Here is a 19,399-nt window from a genome sequence, read left to right on the forward strand (position 1 = left end):
CGCTCACCCCCAAGGGCCGTGAAGGCCTCCTTACCGGCTCTTATGGCCGGTAAGGAGGCCTTCACGGCTTTTCGCTACCCCCGGGGAGGCCGGCCGCGGAGTGAGCCGACCCTCCGGGTACGCAGAACGGGCCGGGATCCGAAGATCCCGGCCCGTTCTCGTGTCGGCGGGTCAGGCGGGTCAGGCAGGTACGGGCGTACGCGGCACCGCGAACTGCGTGACGCACCGCAGCATGCTGCTCCGGAACGTCCGCACGAAACCCTCCACCGTCCCCGTGTCACGCGGGTTGTTCAGGTACGGCGCCAGCTTGCGCTCCACCTCCCGCACCCCCGGCTGGTTCGCCATGAAGCGGGCCACGGCGTCCAGGTCGCCGTCGTACTCGATGAACCTCACCAGCGTCGCGTCGCGGATGAAGACCGCCGTCGCCAGGATGCGGCCGCCGTCCGGGACGACGTTCGACTTCGGGCGCTGGAAGTCCGCGAACACCGACGCGACGTCGTCCTCGCAGCCGCTCTTGATGTCGTAGGTGATCGCCACGTACGGCATCAGCGGGCCTTCCGGCAGACGACGGCCGTCTCGAGGCCGTCGAACAGCGCCACCGTCGTGGTCGACTCGAAACCCGCGGCCGCCGCGTACTCGCGGCAGTCGGCGATCGTGTACTCCGAGCCGCCCGGGGTGACGACCAGCAGGTTCAGGCAGCCCAGCAGGCCCACCTTGTTGACGCGGCGGTCGTCGTCGATCATCCGGTCGTAGATCACCACGATGCCGCCGGGGTTGACGGACTCGTACGCGCGCCGCACCAGCGTGGCGCGCTCCTCGTCGTTCCAGTCGTGCAGGATGTGCCCGAAGATCAGCACGTCCGCCGGCGGGATCGGCTCGGTGAAGAAGTCGCCGACGACGAACCCGACGCGGCCCGTGGTGCCCTTGGCCGCCATGTGCTCGTGGAACAGCTCGGCGATCTCCGGCCGGTCGAACACGACGCCGTCCAGGTGCGGCTGGGCCTTCACCAGCGACGCCGACAGGTTGCCGCGCGCGCCGCCGACGTCGACGAACGTCTTGTGCTCGGCCCAGTTGATGCCGTCGGCCAGCTCGGTCGCGATGTGCGTGGTCCACGCGTCCATCGCGGCGATGAACGAGCGCCGCTCCTCCATGTCCTCGTACAGCCGCTCGAAGTAGTCCGCGGTGTCCCAGCCGATGAACGGCTTGCCCGAACGGAGGCTTTCGGTCAGCCCGCCCCAGGCGCGGAACAGGTGCTTGCTCGCCTGCCGCATCCAGCCGCCGAGGAAGGTTTCCTTGTGCTCGTCGAGGAAGTACCCCGTGGTCGCGGTGTTGCGGTAGAGCCCGTCCTCGCGCTCCAGCAGGTCGAGCGAGACGAGCGCGTCGAGGAAGTCCCGCGACGAGCGCGGGTGCAGGTCCAGCTTCGCCCGCAGCTGCTCCTCGCTCGCCGACCCGGCGCCCAGCTCGGTGAACAGGCCGATCTCGACGGCGGTCAGCAGCGTCTTGGCGGCCCAGAACGACGTCCCCAGCTCGATCAGCGGCCGGGCGTTGATCGCGGAAACCGTGCCCTGGTCAGCAGTGGTGGTCATGAACGGTCCTTCCTTGCGTGGTGTGATCAACAGGGGTCACCACTGCAGCGGCAGGGTGTCCGGTCGGGTGAACGCGCGGTTCGCGCTCCACTCGAGTTCGGCGGGCGGGACGGCGATGCGGAACTCGCCGAAGTGCTCGAGCATCCGGTCCAGCGCGACCGTCAGCTCGACCCGGCCCAGGTGCGCGCCGAGGCAGTGGTGGATGCCGTGCCCGAAGGCGAGGTGCGGGTTGTGCGCGCGGGACAGGTCCACCTCCCCGGCGCCGGTGAAAACGCTTTCGTCGCGGTTCGCGGAGTTGATGCACGGCAGCACCGCGTCACCCGCCTTGACCGTGACGCCGCCGATCTCCATGTCTTCCAAGGCGATCCGGATCGGCCCGACGCCGCCGCCGGCCTGCGAGTACCGCAGCAGCTCGTCGACGGCGGCCGGCAGTTCGTCGCGGTGCTCGACGAGCCGCCGCACCGCGCCCGGCTGCTCGGTCAGGGTCAGCACGCCGTGCGCGATCTCGGACGTCGTCGCGTGGTACCCGGCCATCAGCATGGTCTCGGCGAACGCGAGCAGCTCCTCGGTGCTGAGCGAGTCGTCCTCGTCCCGCGCGGTGATCAGCACGGCGAGCAGGTCGTCGGCCGGGTTCTTCTGCTTGGTCTCGATGAGGTCGTCGAGGTACTGCCGCAGCTTCCCGGCGGCCTCGCCGACCTGCCCGGACGACCGGTGCCCGACGCTCAGCATCACGTCGGTCCAGCCGCGGAACAGGTCGTGGTCGTCCTGCGGGACGCCGAGCATCTCGCAGATCACGGTGATCGGCAGCGGCTGCGCGAGGTGCTCGATGAGGTCGGCGCCGGGGCCGGCCTTGACCATCCCGGCCACCATCTCCTCGGCCAGCTCCTCGACGCGCGGGCGCAGGTTCTCCACCTGCCGCGTCGTGAACACGCGGCCGACGAGCTTGCGCAGCCGGGTGTGCTCGGGCGGGTCCATCACGAAGATCGACTTCGATCCGGCCGCGACCGGCAGCAGCCGGGGCGCGTCCGGGCGGGTGATGGCCTCGCGGCTGAACCGCGCGTCGGCCAGCACCTTGCGGACGTCGGCGTGCTTGGTGACCAGCCAGACGGCGTGGCCGTTGGGCAGCGTCGCCTTCGCGACCGGCTCCTCGGCGCGCAACCGCGCGTACTCCTCGGGTGGCAGCAGCGGATGCTTGCTGGTGAACGGAAACCGCAGTGTATCGACGGCTTCTTGGGTCATCTGCGTCTCCTATGGACAGTCCACTACGGACGATTGAGGACCGGGCCGGTGAGGGTTTCCAGTGCCGCGGCGACCTTCGACGGCGACGGCTGCTCGCGCATCTCCGCCGCGACCTCCCGGGCCGCCGTCCGCTGCGGCGTGCCGGGGGCGATCAGCCGCACGATGTGGTCGTGCAGCACGTCGGCCGTCGCGTCGGCGATCCCCACGACCACGCCGGCCCCGCGCGCCCCGGCCCGCGCCGCGTGCCCGGCGTGGTCGGGCAGCTGCGGCACCAGCAGCACCGGGACGCCTTCGTGCAACGACGTCAGCAGGCTGCTCGCGCCGCCGTGGCCGACCAGCAGGTCGCAGCCGGCCAGGATCGGCTGCAGGGGCTCGTCGACGAGCACGTGGACGTGGCCCGGCAGCGGCCCGAGCAACCGGCGCTGGGCCGACGACACCGCGAGCACGACGTCGACGTCGAGGTCCGCCGTCGCGGCGACGACCCGGTCGACGAGGAACCGGCGCGGGTCGACCTTCGCGATCGTGTGGCCCCAGCTGACGCAGACCCGCGGCCGGTCACGGCCGATGCGGAACCCGCGCGGCGGCGTGGCCGGGCCGTTGACCGGGACGTACCGCACGGGCAGCCGCCGATGGTCGCCCGGCACCTGCATGCTCGCCGGCACCGGGTCGATCGTCGCGGCGCCGGCGGCGTCGAAGGGCAGGCCGCCGAACCGGGCGGCCAGCGGCGCGAACGCCTCGGCGAGCACGCCGCTCACCCGCGAAAGCAGGTCGGCGCCGTAGAGGTGGCGCACGGCGGGAACGCCGGCGGCCGCGGCGGCGAGCGGGCCGGCCAGCGCCGTCGGGTCGTACACGACGAGATCGGCGCGCCAGTCGCGGACCAGCTCGGCCAGATCGTCCACCATGGACTCGGCGTGCTCCAGCAACAGCCGCACCGCACGGGGTTTGCCGCTCTTCGCCGGCGACGCGGCCCCGGGCACGGTCGGCAGCAGGTACTCCCGCACGATCCCCGCGGTGTCGACGTCGGCGCCGACCCGCGCCGCGGTCAGCCCGGCCCGCCGGATCTCGCCGGCCAGCCCGGGCTGGCTGGCGAACAGCACCTCGTGCCCCGCCGCCCGGCACGCCCAGGCCAGCGGCGCCAGCGCGTACAGGTGCGTCGGCCAGGCCCACGTCGTGAACACCACCCGCATGTCCGTTCCTCCTGTGCTTCTCGCCGACGGCCGTCTCGGCGACGACGGTGGCACCGCGTTCTGAAGCCTGACTCGAACGACCGGCACCCCAGCGCGGATCGAGCAGCGGCCGCGACCATCGCGGCGGAACGACCACCGACAGCGGAGGAACACCGTGGCCGCACAACGCACCGCCCTGATCACCGGGGCCAACCGGGGGCTCGGCCAGGCCGTCGCCGCCGAGCTGGCCGGCCGGGGGCTCGACGTCATCATGACCGCGCGGGACTTCGACGCCGCCGCCAAAGCCGCCGCCGAGATCGGCGCGCGGCCGTACGCCCTCGACGTCACCGACCCCGCGAGCGTGGCGCGGGCCGCCGCCGAGCTGACCGAGGTGGACGTCCTGGTGTGCAACGCCGGCGTGCTGCTCGACGGCGGCCACGACCCGCTGACCGTGCCGCTCGAGCTCGTCGAGCAAACGCTTTCGGTGAACCTGATCGGCGGCTGGCGCACCGCGCAGGCGTTCCTGCCCGCGATGGTGCGCCGCGGCTGGGGGCGCGTCGTGTTCCTCTCCAGCGCCACCGGGTCGTTCGAGCTGGGGCTGTGGCTGGGCGCGCCGGCGTACTCGCTGTCGAAGACCGCCGTGAACGGCCTGACCACCATGCTGGCGCGGGAGATCGAGGGCACCGGCGTGCTGGTCAACGCCGTCAACCCCGGCCAGGTCCGCACGCGCATGGTGCCCGGCGCGCAACGCAGTCCCGAAGACGCCGCCGTCGACATCGCCGACGTCGCGACCCTGCCGGACGACGGCCCGACGGGCGCGTTCCTGCGGTCGGGCAAGCGGATTCCGTGGTGAATTCGAGCCGGGCTACACCGGTGGCCCGGAACATGAAGCGTCCCGTACGAACACGTTGCCAGGAGGCGAGAACGTGCACCGCACCCTGATCGTCGCGAAGCTCAAGACCGACTCACCCGAACGGATCGCGGACGTCTTCGCCGAGTCCGACGCCACCGATCTGCCGCGCATGGTCGGCGTCTCGCGGCGGACCCTCTTCAACTTCCACGACCTGTACTTCCACCTCGTCGAGGCGGACCAGGACATCAACCCCAGCCTGTACAAGGCGCGAAGCACCGAGCTGTACAGCGACATCAACACCAAGCTCGCCGAGCTCGTCTCGCCGTACGACCCCGGCTGGAAGGAACCGAAGGACGCGATGGCGTCCCCGTTCTACGTCTGGACTCCCGAGGAAGGCCGCGTTCGATGACCACAGTGGACAGGGTGAAGGTCAACGTCGCCGAGGCGGCCCCGAACCAGCGCCGCGGTGGCGACATCCGCGTGACGCTCAGCCCGAAGACGGTCGGCTCGACGTCCGGCTTCGGCGGCTTCCTCATCCTCGGCGCGGGCGAGCACGTCACCGAGCACTACCACCCGTACTCCGAGGAGTTCCTGCACGTCGTCGAGGGTGAGCTGGAGATGACGCTCGACGGCGTCGCGGTGCGGCTCGGCCCGGGTGACTCGCTGATGGTCCCGATCGGCGTGCGGCACCGGCTGGTCAACGTCGGCGACGTCGAGGCGCGGGGCGTGTTCCACCTGTCGCCGCTGGCGCCGCGGCCGGAGCTCGGCCACGTCGACACGGAGGAACCGCAGCGCCCGGACGCCCCGAACCCGGCGGTCGGGGGTGTTTCGTGACCCGGAGCGTCTCCATCACCGGGATCGGTGTGGTGGCGCCCGGCGGGGTCGGCCGGGAACCGTTCTGGGCGCTGCTGAGCGCCGGGCGCACCGCGACCCGCCGGATCAGCCTGTTCGACGCCACCGGTTTCCGCTCGAAGATCGCGGCGGAGGTGGACTTCGACCCGCGGGCCGCGGGCTTGTCGGCACAGCAGGTGCGGCGGATGGACCGGGCCGCGCAGTTCGCCACGGTGTGCACCCGGGAGGCGGTGGCCGACAGCGGCCTCGACCTCACGGGCCTGGACCCCGGGCGGATCGCGGTCAGCATCGGCAGCGCCGTCGGCTGCACGATGGGCCTGGAGGAGGAGTACGCCGTGCTCGCCGACGAGGGCAAGCACTGGCTGGTCGACCACACCTACGGCGTCCCGCACCTCTACGGCTACATGGTGCCGAGCACGCTGGCCGTCGAGGTCGCATGGGAGGTGGCGGCCGAGGGCCCGACGGCGCTGGTGTCGACGGGCTGCACGTCGGGCCTCGACGCGGTCGGCCACGGCGTGGCGCTGATCGAGGAGGGCTCGGCGGACGTCGTGCTCGCCGGCGCCACGGACGCGCCGCTGTCGCCGATCACCTCGGCGTGCTTCGACGCGATCCGCGCGACGTCGGCGAACAACGACGACGCCGAGCACGCGTCGAGGCCGTTCGACGCGCGGCGGGACGGGTTCGTGCTCGGCGAGGGGTCCGCGGTGCTGGTGCTCGAGGAGACGTCGGCCGCGCTGCGGCGCGGGGCTCGCGAGTACGCGCGGATCGTCGGGTTCGCGGGGCGCAGCAACGCCTTCCACATGACCGGGCTCAAGCCGGACGGCCGGGAGATGGCGGAAGCGATCCGGGTCGCGCTGGACCACGCGCGGCTGGCGCCGTCGGACGTCGACTACATCAACGCCCACGGTTCGGGGACCAAGCAGAACGACCGCCACGAGACGGCGGCGTTCAAGCGCAGTCTCGGGGAGCGGGCGTACGAGGTCCCGGTCAGCTCCATCAAGTCGATGATCGGGCACTCGCTCGGCGCGATCGGCTCGCTGGAGGTGGCGGCGTGCGCCCTGGCGCTCGACCGCCAGGTGGTCCCGCCGACGGCGAACCTGCACGAGGCGGACCCGGAGTGCGACCTGGACTACGTCCCGCTGACCGCGCGCGAGCACGAGATGGACGTGGTTCTCACGGTCGGCAGCGGTTTCGGCGGCTTCCAGAGCGCGATGGTCCTGGCCCGGCCGGGAGCGGCCGGCGCCTGAGGGAGGAGAAGGAGCGGTGGTGCGGGTTCGCGGCGCCACCGCTCTTTCCCGTGCCCGGGTGCGGCCGTGAAGAAAAGCCGCCTTTTCCGGTCAAGACGTCACGATTTGTCGGGATTCAGGTATTCGATCAAGCGCGCGAGCTGGTCGGCGTACTGCTTGACGAACTCCGGGGACTCCGGGTCCTGCTGCGCCACGCCCTCGATGACGTGCGGCAGGGTCACCGGCGCCATCGCCGCGGCCATCAGCATCACGGTCAGGCAGGCGGGATCCACCCACTCGGGGAGCTGACCGGACTTCTGCAGCTCGGCCACCTGGTCCACCGTGCCGCCCAGCCGGGCCGACCGCGGCGCGTGGTCCGGGTCGGTGTCCGGGCCGCCGTACTCCAGGCCCGACCACGCCAGCAGGCGCATGCCGTCCCGGGACGTCAGCACCTCCAGGACGTAGCGGCGCAGCTGTTCCGACAGCGGGGTGCCGGGCGCCACCAGCTCGCTCTCACGCTGGCCCCAGCCCTCCGACATGGCCTGGTACAGGCCTTCCTTGCCGTCGAAGTAGTACGAGATGAGCTGCTGGTTCACGCCCGCGCGCGACGCGATCGCCGCGATGCGCGCGCCCGCGTACCCGTGCGCCGCGAACTCCGCGACGGCCGCTTCCAGGATCAGCCGGCGCGTGCGGTCCGGATCCCGCTGCCGCTCCTGCGGCTTCGGCGAACGGCGGGGCTTCGACGACGCGGTCACACCGGCGACTATACATGCGCCCAACCACCTCAACCGGCTGATCGACTTAATGAAACAGACGGTTGACACAGTGAGGCAAGTCCCTGACTATGGTGAGAGACACACCGGCGACACCGCCCACCCGGTACGGAGCAACCACTCACGGCCACCGTGGACAACCGAAGACAGCGCTTTCCCGCGTCCCCGTGAACTGCACCGGGACGCCGGCGAGCCACCACCGGAATTGCGTAGCAGCAGTCCCGGGAAACGAGTAGAGCGACCGCTCCGCGACCATTTCGCGTCGAGCGGCAATCGCGTCCTCGAATTCATTCACGACCCCTCGTTCATACGCGCGCGCGTGCCATTCCCATCGCGGGAAAATCCGCTCGGCGGCCGACGGGAAATCCGCGGCCGGATGCGGGCCGAAGTCGTACGCCTTGCTCACGATCCACGTCACCGCAGGTCAGAACGACGCGGGCCGATCAGGTGAATTTCGCCGAAAGTATTGCATCCCGATCACCCCTTCTATCGTGCGCTCTTCGAGCAGAAAGTGACCGCCGGTCACTAGAATGCACCTGGAGCTACGAAAACCTTGCACGATAGGCTGACATTCCCAAGGCGGCGTCAGCGCTCTGCTAATGCTCGTCCAGCGGACCCGGCCATGGTGGGCAGAAGCCCGCACCCGACTGGTTCATACCCGGTTCGGGATGTGGGCAAACCTGGGGACTGGGGAGCGGTGTCATCCGACGGGGAGCGGACCACGCCGCATCGATACTTGGAGGATGCAGATGTTGTGCGTCAAGGTTCTCGGCCCGTTGGAGGTCGTACGCGACGGGGTGCCCATCACGCCGTCCGCGCCGAAGCTCCAGCGCGTGTTCAGCCTGCTCGCCGTGTCCGCTAACCACATCGTCCGGACCGAACAGCTCATCGAGGAACTCTGGGAGGAGAACCCGCCGACCAGCGTCAAGACGACCCTGCAGACCTACGTCTACCAGCTGCGGAAGCTGCTGGAGCTGGACCCGGCGCAGCGGCCGTCGGCGCGCGTCCGCCGCGACGACGGGCAGCCCGTGCTGCTCACCCTCTCCGGCGGCTACATGCTCGCGGTGGACCGCGACGCCCTGGACTCGAGCCACTTCGAGCGCCAGGCGACGCAGGGCTGGACCGAGCTCGACACCGGGGACGCGGAGGCGGCCTTCCACACGCTGGACGGCGCGCTGCGGCTCTGGCGCGGCTCCGCGCTCGTCGACCTCAACCCCGGGCCGGTGCTGCAGGCCGAGGTGCTGCGGCTCGACGAGATGCGCAAGAACGCCCTGGAGCACCGCATCGACGCCGCGCTGCAGCTCGGCCGGCACCAGGAGGTGCTGGGCGAGCTCACCCGGCTGGCGGCGCAGCAGCCGACGCACGAGGGCTTCCAGGCCAAGCTGATGCTGGCGCTCTACCGCTCCGGCCGGCGTTCCGAAGCGCTGGGCGTCTACCAACGGACCCGCTCGGCGCTGGCCGACGAGCTGGGCCTCGACCCGGGCGCGGAGCTGCAGCGCGTCCACCGCGCGGTGCTGGCCGCCAACGGCAGCCTCGACGCCGTCCCGGCCCAGGTCCGGCGGCAGCCGGCGCGGCCGGAACCGCCGCGTCAGCTGCCACCCGCCGGGCCGGGGCTGGTCGGCCGGGACAGCGAGCTGCACACGGTCGTCACCGCCGTCACGGCGCCGGACCGGCGGGGCCCGGCGGTCGTCACCGTCGACGGCCCGCCGGGATCGGGCAAGACGGCCCTGTGCGTGCACGCGGGCCACGACGTGCGGGAGAAGTTCCCGGACGGGCAGTTCCACGCGAGCCTGGCCGACGCCGCCGGGCAGCCGGTCGACCCGGGCACGGTGCTGGCCGGGTTCCTGCGCGCGATCGGCGTCCCGGGTGACCGGATCGCCGGCTCGGTGGCGGAACGCAGCACCCAGTTCCGCACCTGGACCGCCGACCGGCGCGTGCTGGTGGTGCTCGACGACGTGCTGGACGACCACCAGCTCGCGCCGCTGCTGCCCGCGGGCCGCGGGTGCGCGGTCGTCGTCGCGAGCCGGATGCAGCTGTCGGACCCGTCGGTGACGACGGTGGTCAGCCTGAGCCCGCTGAGCGGCGCGGACGGCGTCCGGGTGCTGAGCGGGCTGGTCGGCCCGGAGCGGCTCGCTCAGGACCCGGACGGCACCCGCGCGCTGGTCGGCCGCTGCGACGGCCTGCCGCTGGCGCTGCACGCGGCGGCGACCCGGCTGCGGCACCGCCCGCACTGGCCGGTGCGGCGGGCGGCGGACTGGGCCGCGACGGGCGCGGACGACCCGTTCGACCTGCGCTCGAGCGTGTCGCTCAGCTACCGCGTCGCGACGCCGGAGGTGCGGTGGGCGTTCCGGACGCTGAGCACCTCCGACGCCGGGAGCCTGTCGCTGGCGGCCGCGTCGGCGGTGCTGAACCTCGACGGCTGCCTGGCAGAGACCCTGCTGGACGACCTGGTGAACCTGCACCTGCTGGAGTTCGAGCACGCGGCCGACCACACGGAGGAACACCACTACCGCATGCTGCCGACCTTCCGCGACATCGGCCGCCGGCTGCACCTGGAGGCGGAGCTGCTGGGAGCGGCCCGCACCGAGCCGCAGCCGGCACTGGCCGTCACGACCGGCGACGCCTACCAGCCCCTGTGCCACGAGGCCGGGCGGGTGGCCGTCGCGCCGAACCGGGGTTGACCCCCAGCCTCCCCGGTGAAAGAGGATCGCGCACCGCACCGCTACCCCCCGGTGCGGTGCGCGACCCGTTACCCCACAACGAAGGCGCGCCCGCCATCCCTGCGCGCGCCAAAAGCCGTGAAGGCCTCCTTACCGGCCATAAGAGCCGGTAAGGAGGCCTTCACGGACCTTTCAGTACTCCCAGTCCAGGCGCATCGAGGCCTGGGCCATCCGGACCGACTCGGTGATGGCGGCCGTGCCGCGGCGGGTGACGTCCGCCTGGTAGCCCGCCAGGCCTTCGGCCAGTGAGCCCGGCAGCGTCAGGACGCGGCACAACGCCGCCGCGTCCTGGGCCGCGACGTTCGCGCCGGCCCCGCCGGACAGCGGCATCGTGTGCGCCGCGTCGCCCAGCGGGACCACCGGGCCCTGGCCCCACGCCGGCCCCGGCGCGGTCGCCCGCAGGGCCAGCACGTGCGTCTCCGCCGGCTCCGCGTGCGCGAACACCCCGTGCAGGTCCGGGTGCCAGTCCGCGGTCCGGTTCAGCAGCACCTCCCGCAGGGCGGCCCCGGGCAGCCCGAACAGGACGTCGTCGGCGATCCCGAGGTGCGAGCGGTGCATGTTGAACACCGCCGTGTAGTAGTCCTCGGCGTCGGCGCCCGGCCGGAACACCATGGGCAGCAACCCGAAGCTGACGCCGCCGGAGCTGACCACCGAGGTGAACCGGTCGTGCATGAACTCCGGCAGCCCGCCCTTGATCGCCTTCGCCATCGGGATCCGCGAGACGATCGCGCGGACGCCGAGGTCGCGGGGCTCGTCGCCGGGCCGCCACGCCGCGCGCACCGCGGAGTCCGTCCCGTCCGCGGCGACCAGGACGTCACCGGCGTCGGACGTGCCGTCGCGGAAGTACGCGCGCACCCCGCCCGCCGACGTCAACGCGTGGTGGCTGAACGACGAGCCGGACCGGACGACGTCGCCGAGCCCGGCCATCAGCACCTCGCGCAGCGTCCGGTGGTCGACGGCGTCGACGCGGTCGAGGTTCCCGTCGTCCTCGTCGTGGTGTTCCCACTGCTGTACCAGGTGTTCGTCGTAGGCGGCCATGCCCTTCGCGTAACGCATGGACGTCGCGACGAACCGGTCCCGCACCGCCGGCGGCAGGCAGGCGCGGAACGCCCGCTCGCCGTCCGGCGTGATCCGCAGCCGGTGCCGCGGGGCCGGCGTCTCGTCGCGTTCGTGCACCACGACGTCGACGCCGGCCTGCCGCAACCCGTGCGCCAGGCAGAGCCCGCCGATCCCGGCCCCGACGACGAGGACCCGCCGGCTCATCGGACCGCGGGACCGGCGTACGCGCCGATGTTCGGGCGCACCGGCGGGACCGGGTAACCGAAGTAGTCCCGCACGCCCGGGTTGGCCGCACCCGCCGACAGCGCCGGCGAACCGCCGCGCAGCCGGTAGCCGGTGGCGTCCTGGCGGTCGGCCGCCAGGCCCGGCGCGGTGAACTTCGGGTCGGCGACGACGGCGTGCGCGTCCCCGGCCGGCACGGTCGTGACGTTCCGGTACAGGTTGTGGTCGTAGATCCCGTACGCGTCGCTGAACGCCGACCCGCCCGCGCGCCCGACGAAGATGTTGTCGGAGAACTCCAGCGGGTCGGTCGTGTAGTTCATCAGCAGGCGCTCGGCGTTCGGGGCGTAGATCGTGTTGCCGTACACCTGCACGCGCCCGGTCTCCAGGCAGATCACCGTGATGACGCCGACCGGGTCGGTGCCACCGTTGAAGTCCGGGTAGTAGCCGTTGGAGAAGTCGTTCTGGCTGATGTTGTAGCGGACCGTGGTGCGGTCCGTCGGGCGGCCGGCGTCGGCGCAGACCACCAGCATGCCGCCCTGGTTCTCGCGGCTGAGGTTGTGCTCGAACACCGTGTCGAGGTTCGCGTGCTCGGTCATGTACGCCGCCGAGGGCAGCGGGCCGGAGCCGTGGCCGTAGGAGACCTCGTTGTAGCGGAACACCGTGCCGTCGGCGTTGAACGCGCTGAGCGCGGCGGTGTAGGACGGCGCGCGTTCGGCCCAGCCGCGGAAGGTGTTGTACTCGACCACGGCGTTGGTGGCGTTGTAGACGCCGACCGCGTCACCGCCGATGTCCTCGCCGTAGTTGTGCGCGATGCGCAGCCGGGTGATCGGGACGTACGTCGTGCCGCGGCCGTCGGGGTACTGCGCACGCTTCTCCCAGTCGGACGACGTCGCGATGCCCTGGCGGTCGACGTGCCGCAGCGTGTTGTTCTCGATGACGACGTCGTCGAAGCCGCTCGGCTTGCTCGTGCCGCCGGCCTTGACGACGATGGCGCCGCTGACGTCGGGGGTGTGCGGGTTGCGGCAGTCGCAGCCGTTGACGTCGTGGACGTCGACGCCCGACACGACGAGGTGGTGCGCGACGCCGAAGTCCTCGAGCTGGAGGAAGACGCCGATGCGCACGTCGTTGTCGCCGGGCGTCGGGCCCTGGTTGCTGACGTCGAGGTCGCGCACCTCCCAGCCCTCGACGTTGTGCAGCAGCACCGCGGCGAGCGCGCCGTGCGCGTCGATCTTCGGCTTGGCGCCCCAGCCGTAGGTGCCGGTGGTGATCGGCCGGCCCGCGGTGCCGGAGCCCTTCGGCGCGAACGTGCCGTCGCACGTCGTCCCGCGCTTGAACGTGATCCGGCTGCCCGGCTGGAACACGACGGAGTTCACCTTGGCCAGCGTCTTCCACGCCTGGCCGGCACCGAGCCCGGACGCCGAGTCGTGGCCGCCGGCGCAGTCGACGTAGTACTGGGTCCCCCGCGCGTGCGAAGTGTCGGCGAGTGCGGCCGGGGTGCTGAGCCCGACGACGGTCAGCACCCCGGAGAAGAGGGCGAGTCTGCGAATCCACGCAGCGGTCATCGTGGGTCCTTCCTGGTTTCGGCGGGGGTTCTGCGAACCCCCGGATGGTCACCACGCGCACTCGTGCGCAACTCGCGACGACCTGGATTCCCGCCGCGTCAGCCCGGTTCGAGCCAAGCTGGACCGCCCCCTGGCACGGTCAGCGGACCCTGACGAGGCGGCACCGGACGTCCGCCACCAGAAGGCAGGAAGTGATGAAGAGTCTTTCCGACGACGCCATCCACAGGCAGGGCGGAGATCTCCGGGGCCTCGCCGGCGACACCTACCTGGACCTGGGCACCTGCGTGAACCGGTACGGGCCGCCGTCCGCGGTCCGCGTCGCGCTGCGGGAGCTGGACGTCCAGCGGCTGCGCGCCCACCCCTACGAAGCCGACTCGCTGTTCCGGGCCACCTACGCGAACTACCTCACCGTGGACCCCGAACTGCTGGTCTCGGGGCGCGGGATCACCGAGTTCATCCGGGTGCTGGCGCGGCTGCTGCCGGCGGACCGGATCGCCGTGGTGACGCCGGACTACACCGACAGCATCCGCTGGTTCACCAACCACCTGCCGCCCGCGACCGGCGAGATCGACACCGTCGCGACGCGGCTCGCGCGGGTCGCCGAGGGCATGGCCCGCTACGGCTACGTCGTGCTGTCGAACCCGAACAACCCGCTGGGCCTGCACATCCCGCCCGGTGACCTGGCCGAGGTGTGCCGCGAGAACCCGGCGTCGACGCTGATCGTCGACGAGGCCTACGTCGACTTCCTCGGCGGCGGCACCCGGCGGTCGATGGCGTGGGCCGGACTGTCCAATGTGGTCGTGTTGTCGTCGCCGAACAAGCTGTTCGGCATCGCCGGCGCCCGCACGGGTGCCATGTGGACGGTCGACGAGGACCTGCGGACGGCCGTCGCCGCCCAGCGCCTCAACTGGCCACTGTCCTATGTGGACTCGGTGGTGGCGATCGCGGCCCTGCGGGAGACGGCCTGGGCCGAACGCACCCGCGAGCGGCTGCTCGTCAACGCGGCGGCGATGGAGGCCCTGCTGGTCCGCCGCTACCCCGGCGTCGTCAAGGGCGCGCCGGTGCACTACCGGTTCGTCGCCTCCGACGACCCGCAGCGCGACTACGACGAGCTGGTCCGGGCGGGCGTGGTGGTCCGCGTCTTCGGCGACGACCAGGCGGGCCGCGTCCCGGGCCTGCGCATCACGGCCCCGACGGACGACGAGTTCCCGCTGCTGGCCGCGGCGCTCGCCGGTTAGGACCCCGGGTGCCGGGGCGTGTCCACCACCGCCCCGGCACCCGTCTCACCCACCGGTCGTGAGTGGGACGCGCGCAGCCGGGCCGCCGTCGCTTCGACGTGGGCCGCCATCGCCGCGCGGGCCGCGGGTGGGTCGCCCGCCAGGATCGCGTCGAGGATCGCCGCGTGCTGGGCCTGCGAACGCTCCGGGTCCGGCGGGATCCCGTCGAGCCACTCGGCGAGCCGCATCCGGACGTCGGCGACCACGGTCGTCAGCGAGCCGGACGCGGTGACCTCCGCGATCGCCAGGTGCAGCCGCGCGTCCCGGCGCCGGTGATCGGCCGGGCCTGCCGCGGCCGCCGCGGCGCAGGTCGTGACCAGGTGCCGCCGGTCCGCCGAACTCAGCCGCCGTCCGGCCGCCAGCTCGGCCGCGCCCGTCTCCACCACGTGCCGCAGGCGCAGGACGTCGTCCAGCCCGGCCGCGTCGAGCCGCCCGGTCCGAGCCGGCGCGGGCAGCCGCTCGACGACGAACGTGCCGCCGTAGCGCCCCCGCCGGGACTCGACGTACCCCTCGGAAGCGAGCGCCCGCAACGCTTCCCGCAGCGTCACCCGGCTGACGGCGAGCCGCTCGGCCAGCTCCCGTTCGGCCGGCAGCCGCGCGCCCGCGCCGACGACGCCGAGCCGCACCAGCTGCCGCAGCCGCTCGATCGTCTCCTCGACCGCCCGGCCCGCCCGCACCGGCCGGAACACGGCGTCGAGCTCCCCGGTCACGGCGGCACCGGACGGCACCGCAACAGCGCCACCTCGCCGTCAGTTACGGCGAACTCCGCGGCCACCGGCACATCCAGCCGCCGCGCGGCCGCGGCGGCGAGCGAACCGAGGTGCTGCACCGTCTTCACGCGCAGCGCCGGCGCGCGCCGGCGCAGCTCGGCGACCGTCGACGTCCGGCTGCCGCCGGCCGCGGCGACCGTCGCCGTCGGCTTGTCCACCACCCGGTACTCGCGGACGGCGAGCTCCGGGCCCGCCAGCACGATCAGGTCCGGGTGCAGCGGCTCGGACAGCTGCTCGGCGAGCCCCAGGAACGCCTGCACCCGGACGCGCTCGCCGTCGGGGGACGCGTGGACGTGCGCGCTCGCCTCCGCCGCGGTGAACCGCTGCAGCGCGAACGCCAGCCGCGGGAACTTGCGGGCGCCGTCTTCGGCGAGCGCCAGCAGCTCCAGCATCGCCTCGGCCACCGTGCCGGGGCCGAGGTTGTTGAACACCGGCCCGATCGGCAGGTCCGAGCGCCGCGGCCGGATCTGCCACGCCCACACCGAAACCGGCTCTTCGACCAGCCCCGCGTACTCCGCGAACGGGTCGGCGGGCCGCTGCCGCACCCGGTCCCGCCAGTGCCGGACGGGCGCGGTCAGCACGATCGTCTCCGGCACCGGGACCAGGTCACCGACCCGGTGCAGGGCCCCGATCGCGGGGCCCGCGAACCCGTCGTCGCCGCAGCGCTCGTCCGTGACCGGCAGCCACCGCACCTCGTCCCGGCCGGGCGGATTCGACGGCCGGGCGGGTCCCCCTTCGCGCGTTGCACACAACTCGTGCTCCCAAGACGTGCTTGCCGAACCGGACCTGAGCCGACGAACCGTCCGGGCCGCGGGGATGGTCCCCCACGGCCCGGACGGCGTGCCGGCGAACTGATCAGCCTGCGCAGCGGCGATCCTCCTCGCGCAACGCGAGCACCCGGGCCAGCGCGGCCCGCAGCTCCTGCTCGGGGTGGCGGGGCAGCTCCCCGGCCCGCCAGGCGACGAACCCGTCCGGCCGCACGAGGACCGCACCGCCGGCGGTGACGCCGTAGGCCGCGGCCCACCGGTCGTCCGGGTCGTCGAACTCGAAGCCCACGCGGTGGACGTCCACCGCGAGCCCGAGCGCCGCCGCGGCCGCCTTCGCCGCCGCGACCCAGCCGACCCCGGCCGGCCCGGCCAGCACCGTGAACGACCCGGTGAACAGGTCCAGTGTGGACAGTCTGGCGCCGCCCTGCTCCAGCCGCACGTGCGGCGCCCGCAGCCCGGGTTCGCCGCTGGGCGTGCGCGGGTCCTCGACGGGCCGGCCCGCGCCGGCCGTCCCGGCGAGGACCGCCGACGAGCGGTACCGGTACCCGAAGATCATGGCCAGGTCATCGGTCTTCGTCTTGTCGCCCGCACCTTCGTGGCGGTCGTGGAGCAGCTGCATCGCGCTTTCGAGCGTCAGCCGGGCGACCGGCCGCCGTTCGTCCTCGTAGGTGTCGAGCAGCTCGTCACCGGCGCCGTCTTCGAGCACGGCGGCGAGCTTCCACGCGAGGTTGTGCGCGTCGGCGATGCCGGTATTCGCGCCGTAGGAGCCCGACGGCGGCACGACGTGCGCCGCGTCGCCGGCGAAGAACACCCGCCCGGTCCGGTAGCGCCGCGCGACCCAGCCGCCGATGGTGGTCGTCGTGACGATCCGGTCCGATCCCGGCATCGACGGCACCAGCCGGATGTCGACGTCCGGCAGGCCGATCGCCTGCCGCGCCAGCTCCACGCAGTGCTCCCGGGTGAAGTCGGCGACGCTCTCGCCCAGCTCGGGCCGGTAGGGCACGGCGAGCGCCCACCGCCCGAACTCCCGCAGCGGGATCAGGGTCGAGCCCTTCGTCGGCCGGTCCAGGTAGGCGAGCAGGAACCGGCGGCCCTGCAGCGCGGCCCCGAGGTCGGCGTCGAACACGAAGTTCGCCACCTCCAGGAGCACCCCCGGCCCGTCGGCGCCGACGCCGAGCCGCTCGCGCAGCCCCGCGCGGTGCCCGTCGGCGGCGACGACGTAGTCGGCGTGGATCCGTTGGTGGACCCCGGTTTCCAGATCGCGCACGACCGCCGTGACGCCGTCGCCGGCGTCGGTCAGCGCGACCAGTTCGGTGCCGAACCGCACGTCCGCACCGCTGCTTTCGGCGCGGGCACGCACGATCCGTTCCAGTTCGTCCTGGTCGATCATCTCCCAGCCCACCGGGCTGAGCGACGCCGGCGGCCGGGCCTGGGCGAGCACGTCGAACCGGAAGTACTCCCGCCCGGCCAGGGTGTCCGCGCCGATCATGTCGGGCATGTCGGTGAGGATCGACGTCCGGTCCCGGATGGCCTCGGCGAGCCCCAGGGCGCGGTAGATCTCCATGGAGCGCGGGTTGAACGCGCGCGCCTGGGGCAGCAGGGCCGTGGAGGGATGCCGTTCGACCAGGATCGGGCGAACCCCGAGCCTCGCGAGGAAGAGCGCCGTGGACAGGCCGGTGATGCCCCCGCCCACGATGAGCACCGCTGTCTCGTGGTTGCCCGGCCCGGTCATCGCGCCGAGGCCCCGGCCTTGTGCTCGGCGGCGGCCGCCTGGCCCGCGCTCTTCTTCTTGCCCGGCAGCGCGGTCGTGAACAGCAACGCCAGCACCAGCACGCCGACGCTGACCGCGATCGCGCTGACCGTGGCGGACTCGAACCCGCTGCCCAGCCGCGAGAAGAACACCGTGCCGAACAACGCGATCCCGGTCGCGGTGCCGAGCTGGACGGTCGTGTTCACCAGCCCGGACGCGGCGCCCGCCTGCTGCATCTGGATCTCCGACATCGAGACGCCGAACAGCGAGTTCAGCACCGCGCCCATGCCGAGCCCGAAGCCGATGACCGGGGCCAGCAGCGCCCACACGTTCAGGTCGTGACCCAGCTGCTGCACCAGTACCGCGATCGCGACCAGGCTGGCCAGCAGCACCACGATCGCCCCGGCGGTGAACGCCCGCCCGAGCTTCGGGGCCAGCTGCATGCCCAGGACGTTGCCCACGACGATGCCGATCGTCGACGGCGCGAACGTCAGCGCGGCCTGCAGCGGCGAGAACCCGAGCCCGAGCTGCAGGTGCAGCGTCAGGATGAAGAAGACGCCGACCGCGGTGTTGATGCAGAGCATGACGGCCTGGCCGCCCGAGAGGCTGCGGTACTTCAGCAGCGCCGGCGGGACCAGCGGTTCGCCGCCGCGCTTGGCCTTGATCCGCTGGTGCAGCGCGAAGATCGCGAGCAGCGGGATCGCGGCCAGCATCAGGTAGATCGACCACTTCGGCCAGCCCAGCTCACGACCCTGCACCAGCGGGTAGAAGATCGCGAAGAGCCCCGCGGTCAGCAGCAGCAGGCCGCTGAAGTCCATGCGGTGCCGGAAGAACCCGGGCCGGTTCGGCATGGCGATCAGCGCGCCGATCAGCGCGAGCACGCCGATGGGCAGGTTGATCAGGAAGATCGCGCGCCAGCCGATGCCGAACAGGTCCGCCTGGGTCAGCACGCCGCCCAGCAGCGGCCCGGCGAGCCCGCCGATCGGGAACGCGCCGGCGTAGTACGTCATCGCCTTGGGGCGTTCCTTCTCGTCGAACTCCGCGTGGATGAACGACAGGACCTGCGGCACCATCAGCCCGGACCCGACACCCTGGACCACCCGCGCGGCGATCAGCACCTCGACGTGCCCGGCGAGGCCGGCGGCCAGCGACGCGGCCGTGAACACGACCATGCCGGCGAGGAACAGCTTCTTGGTGCCGTACCGGTCACCGAGGCGGCCACCGGTGATCAGGGTGAGCGCGAACCCCAGCGCGTACCCGGCCGAAATCCACTGCAGCGCGGAATCCCCCGTGCCCAGCTCCCGCTGGATGGTGGGCAGCGCCACCGCCACGATCTGGTTGTCGATCATGTCCACCAGGACGGCCAGAACCGCGACCGCCAGTGCCCACCACCTGAGCGGGTGCTTCTCCACGACGTACTCCTTTTCCCACAGTGAACTCTCGTCTGCACTCATAATCAACGAGGCGACTCACACTGTCAACTACTTGTTTGATTAAGTCGATCAAGAGGTTGTCCGACTCATCCGAAACTACAATCAGTGACGTCGGTGCGGCGGAGTGCGACGGGCGCGAGTCTC

18 protein-coding genes are annotated in these 19,399 nt (G+C 72.3%); 6 read left to right on the forward strand and 12 right to left on the reverse strand.

What is annotated here, in order from left to right; genetic code table 11:
• Nucleotides 1-180: 180 nt before the first annotated feature.
• From MUY22_RS08465 to MUY22_RS08480, 4 genes are read right to left on the reverse strand one after another with little or no spacing between them, the layout of a single operon-like run.
• Nucleotides 181-546, reverse strand: a complete 366-nt coding sequence (locus MUY22_RS08465) for a SchA/CurD-like domain-containing protein (protein ID WP_247058711.1) — start codon at nt 544-546, stop codon at nt 181-183.
• Nucleotides 546-1,586, reverse strand: a complete 1,041-nt coding sequence (locus MUY22_RS08470) for an acetylserotonin O-methyltransferase (protein WP_247058712.1) — start codon at nt 1,584-1,586, stop codon at nt 546-548. The genes MUY22_RS08465 and MUY22_RS08470 overlap by 1 nt, the downstream gene beginning before the upstream one ends.
• A gap of 36 nt (nt 1,587-1,622) precedes the next feature.
• A complete protein-coding gene (locus MUY22_RS08475) occupies nt 1,623-2,825 on the reverse strand; it encodes a cytochrome P450 (RefSeq protein ID WP_247058713.1) in 1,203 nt (400 codons plus the stop codon).
• A gap of 23 nt (nt 2,826-2,848) precedes the next feature.
• Entirely contained in the window at nt 2,849-4,012 is a 1,164-nt protein-coding gene (locus MUY22_RS08480) for a nucleotide disphospho-sugar-binding domain-containing protein (RefSeq protein ID WP_247058714.1), read from the reverse strand.
• A 154-nt stretch (nt 4,013-4,166) separates the two neighbouring features.
• Between MUY22_RS08480 and MUY22_RS08485 the strand changes: the two genes are divergently transcribed.
• The 4 genes from MUY22_RS08485 (at nt 4,167) to MUY22_RS08500 (ending at nt 6,943) form a co-directional block, all read left to right on the forward strand.
• Entirely contained in the window at nt 4,167-4,844 is a 678-nt protein-coding gene (locus MUY22_RS08485; RefSeq protein WP_247058715.1) for an SDR family NAD(P)-dependent oxidoreductase, read from the forward strand.
• Nucleotides 4,845-4,917: 73 nt separating this feature from the next.
• Nucleotides 4,918-5,253: a TcmI family type II polyketide cyclase gene (locus tag MUY22_RS08490; protein ID WP_247058716.1), complete on the forward strand. Its 336-nt coding sequence runs from the start codon at nt 4,918-4,920 to the stop codon at nt 5,251-5,253.
• Entirely contained in the window at nt 5,250-5,678 is a 429-nt protein-coding gene (locus MUY22_RS08495) for a cupin domain-containing protein (RefSeq protein ID WP_247058717.1), read from the forward strand. Before MUY22_RS08490 ends, MUY22_RS08495 begins: the two co-directional genes overlap by 4 nt.
• Nucleotides 5,675-6,943, forward strand: coding sequence for a beta-ketoacyl synthase (locus tag MUY22_RS08500; protein WP_247058718.1), 1,269 nt, complete (start codon nt 5,675-5,677; stop codon nt 6,941-6,943). The genes MUY22_RS08495 and MUY22_RS08500 overlap by 4 nt, the downstream gene beginning before the upstream one ends.
• Nucleotides 6,944-7,041: 98 nt before the next feature.
• On the opposite strand, the gene MUY22_RS08505 is transcribed toward MUY22_RS08500, so the two are convergent.
• Both MUY22_RS08505 and MUY22_RS08510 read right to left on the reverse strand, forming a co-directional pair.
• The gene (locus MUY22_RS08505) at nt 7,042-7,677 is read right to left on the reverse strand and encodes a TetR/AcrR family transcriptional regulator (RefSeq protein ID WP_247058719.1); all 636 of its coding nucleotides are present in this window, start codon (nt 7,675-7,677) and stop codon (nt 7,042-7,044) included.
• 139 nt (nt 7,678-7,816) lie between these two features.
• Nucleotides 7,817-8,101 (reverse strand): hypothetical protein, encoded by a 285-nt coding sequence (locus MUY22_RS08510; RefSeq protein ID WP_247058720.1) that lies wholly within the window; start codon nt 8,099-8,101, stop codon nt 7,817-7,819.
• 337 nt (nt 8,102-8,438) lie between these two features.
• Here MUY22_RS08510 and MUY22_RS08515 point away from each other — a divergent pair, with 337 nt between their 5' ends.
• The gene (locus MUY22_RS08515) at nt 8,439-10,376 is read left to right on the forward strand and encodes an AfsR/SARP family transcriptional regulator (RefSeq protein ID WP_247058721.1); all 1,938 of its coding nucleotides are present in this window, start codon (nt 8,439-8,441) and stop codon (nt 10,374-10,376) included.
• A gap of 171 nt (nt 10,377-10,547) precedes the next feature.
• Here the strand turns inward: MUY22_RS08515 and MUY22_RS08520 are convergent, their stop codons facing one another.
• Entirely contained in the window at nt 10,548-11,678 is a 1,131-nt protein-coding gene (locus MUY22_RS08520) for an NAD(P)/FAD-dependent oxidoreductase (protein ID WP_247058722.1), read from the reverse strand.
• The gene (locus MUY22_RS08525) at nt 11,675-13,258 is read right to left on the reverse strand and encodes a hypothetical protein (RefSeq protein ID WP_247058723.1); all 1,584 of its coding nucleotides are present in this window, start codon (nt 13,256-13,258) and stop codon (nt 11,675-11,677) included. Before MUY22_RS08525 ends, MUY22_RS08520 begins: the two co-directional genes overlap by 4 nt.
• A gap of 194 nt (nt 13,259-13,452) precedes the next feature.
• Here MUY22_RS08525 and MUY22_RS08530 point away from each other — a divergent pair, with 194 nt between their 5' ends.
• Nucleotides 13,453-14,496, forward strand: coding sequence for an aminotransferase class I/II-fold pyridoxal phosphate-dependent enzyme (locus MUY22_RS08530; protein WP_247058724.1), 1,044 nt, complete (start codon nt 13,453-13,455; stop codon nt 14,494-14,496).
• On the opposite strand, the gene MUY22_RS08535 is transcribed toward MUY22_RS08530, so the two are convergent.
• The 4 genes from MUY22_RS08535 to MUY22_RS08550 all read right to left on the reverse strand — a co-directional run bounded on the left by MUY22_RS08535 (nt 14,493) and on the right by MUY22_RS08550 (nt 19,234).
• Complete coding sequence (locus tag MUY22_RS08535) at nt 14,493-15,245, reverse strand: FadR/GntR family transcriptional regulator (protein ID WP_247058725.1); 753 nt, start codon at nt 15,243-15,245, stop codon at nt 14,493-14,495. The genes MUY22_RS08530 and MUY22_RS08535 overlap by 4 nt on opposite strands.
• Nucleotides 15,242-15,901, reverse strand: a complete 660-nt coding sequence (locus MUY22_RS08540; protein ID WP_247058726.1) for a PEP/pyruvate-binding domain-containing protein — start codon at nt 15,899-15,901, stop codon at nt 15,242-15,244. Before MUY22_RS08540 ends, MUY22_RS08535 begins: the two co-directional genes overlap by 4 nt.
• Nucleotides 15,902-16,160: 259 nt before the next feature.
• Nucleotides 16,161-17,804: an FAD-dependent oxidoreductase gene (locus tag MUY22_RS08545; RefSeq protein ID WP_247058727.1), complete on the reverse strand. Its 1,644-nt coding sequence runs from the start codon at nt 17,802-17,804 to the stop codon at nt 16,161-16,163.
• Nucleotides 17,801-19,234, reverse strand: coding sequence for an MFS transporter (locus MUY22_RS08550; protein ID WP_247058728.1), 1,434 nt, complete (start codon nt 19,232-19,234; stop codon nt 17,801-17,803). The genes MUY22_RS08545 and MUY22_RS08550 overlap by 4 nt, the downstream gene beginning before the upstream one ends.
• Nucleotides 19,235-19,399: the final 165 nt, after the last annotated feature.

The organism is Amycolatopsis sp. WQ 127309 (assembly GCF_023023025.1).
GTDB lineage: Bacteria > Actinomycetota > Actinomycetes > Mycobacteriales > Pseudonocardiaceae > Amycolatopsis.

Excerpts from the sequence above, each read along its gene's own strand:
- MUY22_RS08465 (WP_247058711.1), bottom strand. The coding sequence starts at position 546 with ATGCCGTACGTGGCGATCACCTACGACATCAAGAGCGGCTGCGAGGAC.
- MUY22_RS08470 (WP_247058712.1), bottom strand. The coding sequence starts at position 1,586 with ATGACCACCACTGCTGACCAGGGCACGGTTTCCGCGATCAACGCCCGG.
- MUY22_RS08475 (WP_247058713.1), bottom strand. The coding sequence starts at position 2,825 with ATGACCCAAGAAGCCGTCGATACACTGCGGTTTCCGTTCACCAGCAAG.
- MUY22_RS08480 (WP_247058714.1), bottom strand. The coding sequence starts at position 4,012 with ATGCGGGTGGTGTTCACGACGTGGGCCTGGCCGACGCACCTGTACGCG.
- MUY22_RS08495 (WP_247058717.1), top strand. The coding sequence starts at position 5,250 with ATGACCACAGTGGACAGGGTGAAGGTCAACGTCGCCGAGGCGGCCCCG.
- MUY22_RS08515 (WP_247058721.1), top strand. The coding sequence starts at position 8,439 with ATGCAGATGTTGTGCGTCAAGGTTCTCGGCCCGTTGGAGGTCGTACGC.
- MUY22_RS08520 (WP_247058722.1), bottom strand. The coding sequence starts at position 11,678 with ATGAGCCGGCGGGTCCTCGTCGTCGGGGCCGGGATCGGCGGGCTCTGC.
- MUY22_RS08525 (WP_247058723.1), bottom strand. The coding sequence starts at position 13,258 with ATGACCGCTGCGTGGATTCGCAGACTCGCCCTCTTCTCCGGGGTGCTG.
- MUY22_RS08530 (WP_247058724.1), top strand. The coding sequence starts at position 13,453 with ATGAAGAGTCTTTCCGACGACGCCATCCACAGGCAGGGCGGAGATCTC.
- MUY22_RS08545 (WP_247058727.1), bottom strand. The coding sequence starts at position 17,804 with ATGACCGGGCCGGGCAACCACGAGACAGCGGTGCTCATCGTGGGCGGG.